Annotated in this window: 11 protein-coding genes and 2 tRNA genes; 8 read left to right on the forward strand and 5 right to left on the reverse strand. The window is 40.7% G+C overall.

The features are described 5' to 3' along the window. Positions 1 to 65 precede the first annotated feature (65 nt). Both H5187_RS21740 and H5187_RS21745 read right to left on the reverse strand, forming a co-directional pair. Positions 66 to 142: transfer RNA gene (locus H5187_RS21740), tRNA-Asn, on the reverse strand. A gap of 21 nt (positions 143 to 163) precedes the next feature. Further along, a tRNA-Asn gene (locus H5187_RS21745) sits at positions 164 to 240 on the reverse strand. 1,079 nt (positions 241 to 1,319) lie between these two features. Between H5187_RS21745 and H5187_RS21750 the strand changes: the two genes are divergently transcribed. The 5 genes from H5187_RS21750 to H5187_RS21770 all read left to right on the forward strand — a co-directional run bounded on the left by H5187_RS21750 (position 1,320) and on the right by H5187_RS21770 (position 7,400). After that, positions 1,320 to 2,699 (forward strand): MATE family efflux transporter, encoded by a 1,380-nt coding sequence (locus H5187_RS21750; protein ID WP_145240731.1) that lies wholly within the window; start codon positions 1,320 to 1,322, stop codon positions 2,697 to 2,699. Then, the gene (gene uvrB, locus H5187_RS21755; protein ID WP_145240732.1) at positions 2,696 to 4,696 is read left to right on the forward strand and encodes an excinuclease ABC subunit UvrB; all 2,001 of its coding nucleotides are present in this window, start codon (positions 2,696 to 2,698) and stop codon (positions 4,694 to 4,696) included. The genes H5187_RS21750 and uvrB overlap by 4 nt, the downstream gene beginning before the upstream one ends. Further along, positions 4,689 to 5,618 (forward strand): class I SAM-dependent methyltransferase, encoded by a 930-nt coding sequence (locus H5187_RS21760; protein WP_182798360.1) that lies wholly within the window; start codon positions 4,689 to 4,691, stop codon positions 5,616 to 5,618. Before uvrB ends, H5187_RS21760 begins: the two co-directional genes overlap by 8 nt. A 6-nt stretch (positions 5,619 to 5,624) precedes the next feature. Then, positions 5,625 to 6,293 carry a tRNA (adenine(22)-N(1))-methyltransferase TrmK gene (locus H5187_RS21765; RefSeq protein WP_145240737.1) on the forward strand — a complete coding sequence of 223 codons (669 nt, stop codon included), beginning with the start codon at positions 5,625 to 5,627 and terminating at the stop codon, positions 6,291 to 6,293. An 87-nt stretch (positions 6,294 to 6,380) separates the two neighbouring features. Further along, positions 6,381 to 7,400: a hypothetical protein gene (locus H5187_RS21770; protein ID WP_182719350.1), complete on the forward strand. Its 1,020-nt coding sequence runs from the start codon at positions 6,381 to 6,383 to the stop codon at positions 7,398 to 7,400. Between the two features lie 11 nt (positions 7,401 to 7,411). Here the strand turns inward: H5187_RS21770 and H5187_RS21775 are convergent, their stop codons facing one another. Beyond that, positions 7,412 to 7,654, reverse strand: a complete 243-nt coding sequence (locus tag H5187_RS21775; protein ID WP_182740220.1) for a hypothetical protein — start codon at positions 7,652 to 7,654, stop codon at positions 7,412 to 7,414. Between the two features lie 181 nt (positions 7,655 to 7,835). On the opposite strand from H5187_RS21775, the gene H5187_RS21780 reads away from it, so the two are divergent. Then, entirely contained in the window at positions 7,836 to 8,285 is a 450-nt protein-coding gene (locus H5187_RS21780; RefSeq protein WP_182784632.1) for an isoprenylcysteine carboxylmethyltransferase family protein, read from the forward strand. A gap of 57 nt (positions 8,286 to 8,342) precedes the next feature. Here H5187_RS21780 and queC read toward each other — a convergent pair whose 3' ends face one another. Beyond that, positions 8,343 to 9,023, reverse strand: coding sequence for a 7-cyano-7-deazaguanine synthase QueC (queC, locus tag H5187_RS21785; RefSeq protein ID WP_257326361.1), 681 nt, complete (start codon positions 9,021 to 9,023; stop codon positions 8,343 to 8,345). Between the two features lie 127 nt (positions 9,024 to 9,150). On the opposite strand from queC, the gene queE reads away from it, so the two are divergent. After that, a complete protein-coding gene (gene queE, locus H5187_RS21790) occupies positions 9,151 to 9,816 on the forward strand; it encodes a 7-carboxy-7-deazaguanine synthase QueE (protein WP_145240771.1) in 666 nt (221 codons plus the stop codon). A 169-nt stretch (positions 9,817 to 9,985) separates the two neighbouring features. After that, complete coding sequence (locus H5187_RS21795) at positions 9,986 to 10,729, forward strand: class I SAM-dependent methyltransferase (RefSeq protein ID WP_145240747.1); 744 nt, start codon at positions 9,986 to 9,988, stop codon at positions 10,727 to 10,729. Positions 10,730 to 11,009: 280 nt separating this feature from the next. Here H5187_RS21795 and H5187_RS21800 read toward each other — a convergent pair whose 3' ends face one another. Further along, entirely contained in the window at positions 11,010 to 11,975 is a 966-nt protein-coding gene (locus H5187_RS21800; RefSeq protein ID WP_182794754.1) for an integron integrase, read from the reverse strand. Between the last annotated feature and the right edge of the window lie 204 nt (positions 11,976 to 12,179).

Genomic DNA, 12,179 nt, shown 5'->3' on the forward strand with positions numbered 1-12,179 from the left:
TGACAATCCGTCGCTCTAACCAACTGAGCTAAGGGGGAGCTACGATACATAAATTTTCTAAGATTTGGCTCCCCCTCCCCGACTCGAACGGGGGACCTGCGGATTAACAGTCCGTCGCTCTAACCAACTGAGCTAAGGGGGAATCGTTTATGGCTGAAAAGACTGGCTCCCCCTCCCCGACTCGAACGGGGGACCTGCGGATTAACAGTCCGTCGCTCTAACCAACTGAGCTAAGGGGGAAGCGTATGTGCCTTTCAACGGGGCGAAATATTAATGACCGCGCTGCAAAGTGTCAACACATAAAACCGGATAAACAAAAAAAAGCAGTCTGTTCGATGTTTTTATGTTCGATCTGGCTGTTTTGTGGCTTTTTTTCTCTTCATTTAAGCCGTGTAAATCGAGACGCGTGATAAAATCTCGGTTTTCAACGACTAAAAAACAAACAAGTTAACCGCCAGACAAATTATAAAAGTGATCATTTATCTAGTTTTGTACGAATAAATTTATGAAATGTACTTTTTTAACGTTAGCTAATAAAAGCGCAAATTCGCAATAATTAAATTTACTTATGCATTTAATTAGTCGTTAACGAAAAATGCCGAGAAAAAAATGACATACAGATCTGAACCCTTAGTTTAGCGACTTAATACCCATGAGAATAGCAAGGAAATATATATATATTGTTTTATTTCATTTAGTTATATTTATTTTTTCATATTGAATGGGCGTTTAAATAAATGTGACAGGTCATTGGTACAGGGGTTAAGTATGTTTTATGAGCTATTTAACTCAAATTGTCTAAAGTTAGTATTTGCCAACATTGCCGTTAGCGTGTTTAAGCCGTCCCTTTGCACGCCTTTATTAACGTGGCTTTGCAAGAGTTATCCACGGTTTCTGTGGATAACTCTGTTTATGAAACTTTAAGAACGTTGGCAGAGCCATATTTTTAGGGCACTGTGAGGATATCAAGCATTTAAAACAGTTTTTTTATCTCATTTTAAAACAATGACTTGAAAAAATAAGCTGAAAAGAGCTTCGTTGATGAGTAAATTTATTCGTAACGATTCGATTAGCGCAATTTTTGTGTAAAAATGCAGCACCAGTCGCGATGTTTTTGTGATAAAGGTTATAAAAATGTATTTTTATTGTTTTTAGTAGAGGTTCGAAGTGAAATCGTCGCTAAACACGTAAAAAGAACACTTTTCTATGGTTTTTTAGGCGTTTTTGTAATCAATTTATAATCACTTGATAAATGCGTGGCTTGAAAAGCCCTGATGCTTTAAAATACCACGCTTAATAAAAGAGGTTTATTTATTCCCATGCGCGCAACTTTGCAGAGCAACTCAGCTCCCGATTTATTAAACGATCCAATAGTACCGACCTTGAAGAAAATGACTGTGCCGATGATTTTCGGCATGATCACGTTAATGATGTTCAATATTGTCGATACATTTTTTATTAGCTTATTGGGAACTGAGCCATTAGCTGCTGTCAGTTTTACTTTTCCGGTAACCTTTACCGTGATCAGCCTAGCTATTGGTTTGGGTATCGGTACGTCAGCGGTTATTGCCAAGGCATTGGGTAGTAATAATATTGAAGAAGCACGCTTTGATGCCAGCATCGCATTATTAATTGCAGTGGTGATGGTGGTATGTTTATCGCTATTTGGTTATCTGTTTATTTCCCCGATATTTAAATTGCTGGGAGCAGGGGAGCAAGTGTTGCCGCTGATCCATGAGTATATGAGTGTGTGGTTTTTAGGCAGTGTATTTCTAATTACCCCTATGGTTGGTAACTCAGTGTTACGTGCCAGCGGTGACACCAAAACACCTAGCATAGTGATGGGTGGAGCGGGGCTTATCAATGCCGTACTCGACCCAGTATTGATTTTTGGCTTTGGGCCAATTCCTGCATTTGGCATTAAAGGCGCTGCGATTGCCAGCGTCATCGCATGGTCGGTAGCCGTTGTCATTATTTTATATTTGCTAGCAGTAAAAAAAGGCTTGCTGAGCCTAAATGCAAATAACCAAACCCCATTAAGCTCTATTCGAAAAATTCTTAAAATTGGTTTGCCAGCAGCAGGTGCAAATATGTTAACACCAGTTGCAATGGCGGTGATGATTGCCATGGTTGCTCATCATGGACCTGAGGCTGTTGCTGCTTTTGGCGTAGGCAGTCGTATTGAATCAATTGCCAGTTTGGTAGTGTTAGCTTTATCGATGACGTTACCGCCGTTTATTAGTCAAAACTTTGGTGCTGGTAAACTTAACCGTGTTAAAGAGGCGTACACCACAACATTAAAATTTGTGATGATTTGGCAGTTTATTATTTATTTACTGCTCATTGCATTTTCAGGAGTGATCAGTGAGTTGTTTGGTAAAGAGCAGATGGTTATCGATGTGATCAAATTATTTATTTTTACCTTGCCGTTAAGTTACGGTTTGCAAGGGATAATTATTTTGTCTAATTCATCGTTCAATGCCTTACACAAACCAATGAATGCATTAATTCTAAGTGTGATCCGATTATTTATTTTTTATATTCCATTTGCTTATGTCGGTAATTTATATGCCGGTTTACCAGGCTTGCTGATCGGCGCAGCGCTGGGTAATTTATTTACTGCAATAATAGCTTATAAATGGTTTATCAAAGAGCTGAATATGATCAGTAACCAAGCTGTACAGGAGTGCCAAGCATGAGCGACCATTTTCAACTGGTATCTAAATTTAAACCTGCGGGGGATCAACCCACCGCGATTGCGCAGTTATGTGAAGGGTTAGAAGCCGGACTTGCTCATCAAACATTATTAGGGGCAACAGGTACTGGTAAAACATTTACCATGGCTAATATTATCAATGATTTGAATCGCCCAACGATCATTATGGCGCATAATAAAACCTTAGCAGCGCAGTTATATGGCGAAATGAAAGAGTTTTTTCCGCACAACGCGGTTGAATATTTTGTTTCGTATTATGATTACTATCAGCCAGAAGCGTATGTTGTTGCAAGCGATACCTTTATTGAAAAAGATGCCTCGATAAACGAACACATAGAGCAGATGCGCCTAAGTGCTACCAAAGCGCTATTAGAGCGTAGGGATACAATTATAGTGGCATCAGTATCAGCCATATATGGTTTGGGCGATCCAAAATCATACATGAAGATGATGCTGTTGTTAAAAGTGGGCGAAAAAGTTGATCAACGCGATATGCTGCGCCGACTAGCTGAAATTCAATATACGCGAAATGATATTGATTTTAGCCGCGGTACGTATCGGGTTCGCGGTGAAGTTGTGGATATATTCCCTGCTGAGTCAGACACTTTTGCAGTGCGTGTAGAAATGTTTGATGACGAAATAGAACGGCTAAGTATTTTTGACCCGCTTACCGGCGCGGTTGAAAAACACATAGTCCGCGCAACTATCTATCCTAAAACGCACTATGTGACACCCAGAGATAAAATTCTTGATGCGGTTGAGCATATTAAAGCTGAATTAAAAGACCGTCGTGCGCAGTTACTCAGTGCTAATAAACTGGTCGAAGAGCAACGCGTGGCACAACGTACACAATACGATATTGAAATGATGACCGAGCTTGGTTATTGCTCTGGCATCGAAAACTACAGCCGATATTTATCTGGTCGCACGCCGGGCGATCCACCGCCAACCTTGCTTGATTATCTTCCTGAAGATGCGTTAATGATTATTGACGAATCTCACGTTACGGTATCGCAAATCGGCGCTATGTATAAAGGCGATCGTAGCCGTAAAGAAAATCTCGTGGAATACGGTTTTCGTATGCCGTCGGCGATGGATAACCGGCCACTGCGCTTTGAAGAATTTGAAGCCATAGCACCGCAAACAATTTATGTATCAGCAACCCCGGGTGATTTTGAACTTGAACGTTGTGGAGATGATATTGCCGAGCAGGTTATTCGCCCCACAGGATTACTCGATCCACAAATTGAAGTACGCCCAGTGGCAACTCAAGTTGATGACTTATTGTCAGAGATATATAAACGCGTAGCAATTGATGAACGCGTGCTAGTAACCACACTTACTAAGCGCATGGCTGAAGATTTAACGGATTACTTATCTGAACATGATGTAAAAGTGCGTTACTTGCATTCGGATATCGATACCGTTGAACGGGTCGAAATTATTCGTGATTTTCGCGCTGGGGTGTTTGATGTGTTAGTGGGTATTAACTTACTGCGTGAAGGTTTAGATATGCCAGAAGTATCGCTAGTTGCAATACTCGATGCTGATAAAGAGGGCTTTTTACGTTCAGCTCGCGCATTAATTCAAACCATTGGTCGTGCGGCTCGTCACTTAAATGGTCGGGCAATTTTATACGGTGATCGAGTCACTAAATCAATGGCCAAAGCTATTGATGAGACTCAGCGTCGCCGCGATATTCAACACGCTTACAATATTAAGCATGGCCTTGAACCACAAGCCTTATTGAAGAAAATTACTGACATTATGGATGTTGGTGAGCGAGCCGGCCCACAAGATAATTTACAGCTGATCCGAAAACAAAGTAAGCAAGTGCTCAGTGCAAAAGAGATCGCAGTGCAAATTAAGCAACTCGAAACCAAAATGCATGCATACGCTAGTGATTTAGAATTTGAAAAAGCCGCATCCGTTCGTGATGAAATCCATGAATTACAACAACAGTTAATTAAAAATGCATAATTTTACGCCCCTTATTACAGCACTTGAAAGTGCGCCCTTAGCAGACAATGAACTTTGTCGTGTGTTTCATGGCCGCGGTCACACTACCGAGCATTTGAGTCATCTAAATATCGACTTTTACCCTCCGTGTTTATTTTTAGTGTCTTACGACGAAGTTGACGCACAAACGCTAATGCAATTAAGTGAGCAGCTTTGGCAATGGGCACAACAACACGCTAAAGAATTAATCACCTCGTTGGTATTTCAACAACGCGCCGGACAACAAACTGAAAATAAACTGTTATTTGGTCAACTACCGAGCCCGCATAGTGTTAAAGAAGGTGACAGTGAGTTTTTAGTGGATTTAATGAGCCGTCAAAATACCGGTATATTCCCTGATATGCGCCGTGGTCGGGAGTTTGTGCAAGTCCATAGTAAACACGCTAAGGTATTGAATTTATTTTCATATACCTGTGGGTTTTCGGTTGCTGCAATGCGTGGCGGTGCCGATAGTGTGATCAACATGGATATGAATAAAGGGGTACTGCGCACCGGTAAGCAAAATCATCAACTTAATGGCTTTGACCGCAGTGTGAGCTTTTTACCGCACGATATATTAAAGTCGTTTGGTAAACTTAAAAAGGCTGGCCCTTTTGATTTAATTATTGTTGATCCGCCAAGCTTTCAAAAAGGCAGTTTCATTTTAACTAAAGATTATCAAAAAGTGCTGCGCCGCTTACCTGAACTGCTCAATGAGCATACTCAATTGCTGTTATGTGCTAACAGTCCAGAGCTAAGTGAAGCGTCATTTAAAGCGCTGATAGACGAACACACTCAAGGTGCGATTGAATTTGTAGAGCGCCTAGCGCCGACCCATGGTTTTGTTGATGTTGATAGCGACCGTAGCTTAAAAGCATTGATCTATAAAACGGCTCAAGTTTAGCTTTAAATGAAACTAAGTAGCCGCCTCAGTGCAATCGATTCGTTGATCTGCGCGCCGTATGATGTAATTTGGGACTGTTGTTGTGACCACGGTTTGCTTGGTATGGCGCTTTTAAAGCGGGCAGCCGCCAAGCAAATAAACTTTGTTGATATAGTGCCTACGTTAATGGACGAGCTTGAACACACGCTTACGCGTTTTAGTGATCAGCAAGCAGCTTGCCAATGGCAAGTATTATGTCAGGATGTAGCTACAATTGAGCTGCAGCCATCAGCCAAACAGCTGATCATTATCGCCGGAGTCGGTGGAGAATTACTGCTGAGGCTAGTACAAAAAATGGTTGCTAATTGCCCTGAAAAGCTTCGTGAACAACTCAGTTTTATTGTTTGTCCGGTGCATCATACCTATACCTTACGACAAGGTTTACAGGCGTTAGGTTTAGGACTTATCAAAGAACAACTGGTGCAAGAAAACAACCGTTTTTACGAAGTGATACAGCTAAGTTTTACCAGTAATACTGCGTTGAGTGTTACTGGTAGTCAGATGTGGGACAATGCTGAGCAAATGCACGAATTGTATCTGCAACAATTAGTTGCGCACTATACTCGGATGTTGAACAAAGACCGTACATATTTTCAACATGTGCTCGATGATTATCAAAAAATATCGCTAAATTAAACGCAGCACTGTGATCTATCGACTAGCGTTACAGCGTAAATAACTCATCTTCAGCGCTTTGTGTTAGCGAGTTTACTTGGTTTAGTTATGTCAGATAAAAATAACCACTTTACATCAGTCAAATATACTCATAATGAGCTGCTATATAATTGTGAGCAGCCAATTGCTTATGCACCCATCGTGCAATTGAGTAACGCGAGCTGGGTAGTGCCGCAACATTTTTTACGTTATCAACATACCCTCGAAAGCGTGAACGAAACCCTTGATAAAATTGAGTTTTCAACTCACTTTCGGGTGCTCGCCGCAAAACAGAATGAGCAAATTTATTTACAAGTGGCCATTCTTAGTCCAGATAATTATCGCAGCACCAAGGCAAAAAAGTTATTATTTGGCCGGCGCTGGTTTGTGGAAGAAAACTTACCTACCTCGGAATTGATCCAAACCGCTTTTTTAGCGTTAAAAATAGCCCGTGAACACGAAGTAAGAGAACTATTTCAACTCAATAGTGAGCAGGGCAGCAGCACGCCGTTTAATAACCATCATGATTTACCTTTATTAGCACAAAACCCGCAATTAACCATGGCTGCTGATCATCAACCGCAAAGTGTCATAAAGTTACTTGCTAGATGTTTATTTGCTGGAGCCGCACTGACTTTAATTGCACAACAAAAAATTGCCGATGAGCACATACTTTACACTCTGCGACTCAATTGTACTGACTGTCAGTTAAGCGAATTTAACGCAAAAACAGTGATTTTTTTAGCCGCAGATACATCTGCAAATGCTTTTTTGCATGGCTTGATGACCGCGTTGGTAGCGATCAGTAATGATTATGTGAATGAGCAATTTAAATATGCAGGTTTTGCGCGCTTTAGTAAAAACGTTAATGTAGAGCAAATCGGGGCATTGAGTATTGTGTTGCGTTCGCAGCATGCGTTGCAATTATGCGAGCTTGGCAAACAACATGCCGATCAATTAAATTTTGAAATTGACAGCTCTCGTGCTCCACAAGGGTGCGGGCAAGTGATCTGTGGTTTTTTAGCCGCTCATGGAATTGAGCAGCCAGAAAACGCGCATTTATATCCAGATTACTTGCAAGCGCTTTAAACGCGGCAAATTTACAGTTTATTGATTTCTTGTTTTACGCTGTAACTAGGATCAGTCACGATAGCTTCTAATGTTTGTACACGCTCTTTTAACGCAAGCATTTCAGTAGTAACAGCAGCAATTTGATTATTCGACTCTTTGTTATCGGTGAGTGTACGGTGTTTAAACTCTAAATGTTTTTTATACATATCGTACATTACCCCAAACCCAACAGAGATAAATACGATCATGACTACCATAGTAGTTCCTGACATGGTGTATTCCTTATTATTTTATATAGTGTGTAAAGTATAACCAGAATGCGCAAATGATGAAGCTGACAATTGTAACTTTATTTGTATCAACATGACCCTCTGCGGTATATTCATCAGTGATACAGTGTGATGAGTGTTTAATTGCAGCATTAACTAATTTTAACAACGACAGTGAGTTACTATGCTAAATAATAAAATTCCTCCGATTATTATAGTGCTTTTTTTTACTGTGCTGATGGCGGTAATTGCCCACTACAGTGTGATTGACTTCACCACATTTATTTTTTATGTTGCGGTTATTTTACTCACCACAGGCTGTATTTTTTGTATTGCTGGGGTGGTTAGTTTTCGCTTAGCAAAAACCACTGTAAACCCAAGTAAACCAGATCAAGCGTCAGCACTGGTTACCACGGGTGTGTACAAAATTTCACGTAATCCAATGTATGTTGGTTTTGCTTTTATACTGGCAGGTTGGGGAGTGTGGTTAACATCACTGTGGGCGTTATTGTGTGTGCTGGGCTTTATTTGTTACTTAACTTGGTTTCAAATTATTCCAGAGGAGCGGGCTCTATTAAAAATATTTGGTCAAGGGTACAGCGATTACAAGTCTCGGGTAAAACGTTGGCTGTAAACTTATCTCAGTTAATAATAAAAAGGCTATCGCGATGATAGCCTTTTTTAATGTGGGTTATTCGTACTCGATTGGATCGGTAATGTTATTAAGGCTAAATGCCTCTAAGCGCTCTTGGCAGGCACCACATTTACCACAGGCTTTTTCACGGCCATTATAGCAAGTCCACGTTTGGCTGTAGTCCAAGCCCATTTTTAAACCATCAGTAAGAATATCAATTTTGGTGTCATTTAAATACGGACTGAAAATTTCCACCGCGTCGTAATTAGCAATACGACATAAATCATCCATCTTTTGCACAAATTCAGGACGGCAATCTGGGTAAATAGCATGATCCCCAGAGTGAGCACCGTAATACACTTGGCTTGCTTTGAGTGATACAGCGTAACCCACAGCCAGTGACAGCAAAATCATGTTGCGATTAGGCACTATGGTGCTTTTCATGTTTTCGGCTTCGTAGTGGCCTTCTGGGACATCAATATCATCAGTTAACGATGAGCCACCAATTAACTGATTGATCGCAGAAATATCAACTATCTTATGCGGTACGCCAAGCTTTTCACAAACACTGGCTGCAACTTTAAGCTCTTTTACATGACGCTGACCATAGTCAAATGACAGGGCATATACCTCGCGGCCTTGCTGCAGGGCTTTATTTAATACGGTAAATGAATCCATACCGCCGGAGTAAATCACAACTACTTTTTGCGTCATAACTGTTTTGCTCTTAGTTTTAATAGAGGTTTATATCAGGGCGCGATATACTACACGGCTGGGGCATAAATAACAATTTTCGACCGTGTTTTTTGATTTTTTAAACTATGTTTATGCTCGTAATTAATGCCAAGTAGTGAGTGAGACTCTTTTGTACAAAATTAATGAAATATTTGAAACCATTCAAGGCGAAGCGAGCTTTACCGGCACGCCTTCAATATTTTTACGTTTACAAGGCTGCCCCGTAGGTTGCGCTTGGTGTGACACTAAGCAAACGTGGGAAGTTGATAATGTGTATAAAGTATCACTGGACGACACGGTTGAGAAAAAGGCTGATTCAGATCACTGGGCGGACGCATCAGCTGAGCAAATATTTAACTTGTTTGTCGATCGTGCTTATCGTGCCAAGCATGTAGTGATCACCGGCGGTGAGCCATGCATGTACGACTTAAACCCGGTGTGCGAATTACTTCATGCTAACGGCTACAGCACACAAATAGAAACCAGCGGCACTTTTGAGATTTTAGCCCCAGCACAAACATGGGTGACGGTATCACCGAAAATTAATATGCGTGGCGGCTACGACGTACTTACTTCAGCCATGCAACGCGCCGATGAAATAAAACACCCAATCGCGATGCAAAAACACGTTGTAGAGCTTGAAGAGTTATTTGCAAAAACAGGCGTTACCCCCAAGCTTGTTTACCTGCAACCAATTAGCCAAAAAGTCTCTGCAACTAAGTTGGCAATTGAAACCTGTATTGAAAAAAACTGGCGCTTATCAGTGCAAGTACATAAGTATTTAGGGATAAACTAAAGTAAAGTTGCCAGTGGTTAGCTTTAAGTAGTTTGCCATTTAAATTGAACGTTGGGTTGAGTAAAAAAAAACCCAACAAACCTCTTACTTTCATATCTGCTTCGTTAATGGTGATAATTAGTTTATTATGCGCGACTTAAAATACTCTACTCCAAACCACTAGGCTGATATGTCCGCGAACGCTCTATACACAGACCTTTCTGATTACTATGACTTAATGTGCGCAGATATAGATTATCAAGCCCAAAGCTATTTTATTCACAGGCTACAGCAAATCTTTGGTAATAAGGGAAATACGCATCTTGATTTAGCATGCGGCACGGGCCCACATGTTCGTCATTTTATTGATTACGGTTATCAAAGTAGTGGGCTTGATATAAATCAACCCATGCTAGATAGAGCAACTATTCGTTGCCCAGAAGCGCAATTTTCATTGCAGAATATGAGTGAGTTTGTGATCCCTGAGCAAGTGGATTTAATTACCTGCTTCTTGTATTCAATCCACTACTGCGACGGCATTAATAAATTAACAGACTGTATTACAAGCGTACACCATGCACTAAAAGCCGGTGGTATATTTTGCTTTAACGTTGTTGATAAAAATCACATCGATAACGATTCATTTGTAGAGCATACTGCTGAAAACGCGGGCAGCCTATTCACATTCCGCTCTGGTTGGAATTACAGTGGCAGTGGCGAAAAACAGTCATTAAAGCTCAGTATAAATAAAGCAACAGCAGACGAAACATTTGTATGGCACGACGAGCACCCAATGGTCGCTGTTAGTTTTGCCCAGTTAAAAGAAGCCCTAAAACCTTATTTTGAAATACATGTGTTTGAACATGACTACGAAAAAATAACCCCATGGGGTGAAAGCTCTGGCAATGCCGTTTTTGTGTGCGTAAAAATTTAAATTAGAAAGTTAAGACAATGATTCACAAAAAGATTAAGGGTTAAGAGACGCCGCGTTTTAGAAAAATTCATATAAAGCAAGGAGCTTACAAATAAGCATTGTCCTGTTGAGTGACTCGCTCGTGAGACTGATCAGGCAGCTGATATATATCCCTAGCTAAACCATCAGGGAGTGCTCTGCGGTCTATTTTTTTACCCTTCTAACAGCAGCAATTCCACATAAGATTATTATCGGGTTTTTTGTATTCCCCAAACGCGATATTCCAATAGATAATAAGAACCTAAAGTAGCTGCGACAACGGGCTTTTTACGCCACTGGCACCACTTTTAAGTACATGCGTATAAATTTGCGTGGTGCGAACATCGCTATGGCCGAGTTGTTCTTGCACGGTGCGTATATCTGCACCGGATTCAAGTAAGTGGGTAGCGAACGAGTGCCGTAGTGTATGGCAGGTAACATTTTTTTGAATTTTTGCCAGCTTTGCTGCCTGCTTAATTGCTTTACGAACCGTTGTTTCATCAATATGGTGGCGTCGCAGCTTTTTACTTTCTGGGTCCATGCTTAACTGGGCAGAAGGAAACAAATATTGCCAGCTCATTTCATAAGGAGCCGCTGGGTATTTTCTAGCTAGTGCATTCGCAAGCCAGACACCGGCATAGTCTGTTGCTTGTTTGTCTCGTTGCCAGTAGTCATTTACCAAGTGACTTTGGCTGCGCAACAACGGCAGTAGTTCGGGTGCTAATGTTACTCTGCGGTTTTTATTGCCTTTGCCCTGCCAAATCATTAATGAGACATAGTCATAATCGACATCTTTTACCCGTAGCCTTACAGCTTCCATTAAACGTAGACCACTACCGTAAAGTAACTGAGCGATAAGTTTATACTTTGGATCCATTGCCAATAATAAACGCTGCATTTCTTCACGGGTCAGTACTACAGGTAATTTAGGTGGCACGAGTGATTTATTAAAATTCATCTCAAGTGATAACGGCCGCTGAATAATATGACGGTATAAAAATACTAAAGCATTTAAAGCCGTTGCCTGAGTTTTCATTGCAACATTACGCTGATTACTTAAATAAGATAAGAATTGCTCAACCTCCGACTCTGCCAATTGCGCTGGATGTTTTTTAGCATGGTATAAAATATAAAATTTTATCCAATATTGATAAGTGTCTATAGTGCGCTTGGCATAACGACGCGTTGTCATAAAGTCACGGATGGATTCTAAAAATACAGAAGCCATGATCTGCTCCAGTCGTTGCTGTATATATAAGGCTGTGTTGTAGTTGAGTGTGGGTATAAAAAATTCATATCATAATGCTTCTTTTATCCATGTTTGATCTGAATACTCAGTGTTATCTTCCATAAACCTAAACCAGCTTAAATAATTCTCAATGTAGTCTGTACCAATGCCATTAAAACGTCTTAACCATGCCTTCCATCGCAT

It is taken from the genome of Pseudoalteromonas sp. SG44-1 (assembly GCF_014164315.1).
Lineage (GTDB): Bacteria > Pseudomonadota > Gammaproteobacteria > Enterobacterales > Alteromonadaceae > Pseudoalteromonas > Pseudoalteromonas rhizosphaerae.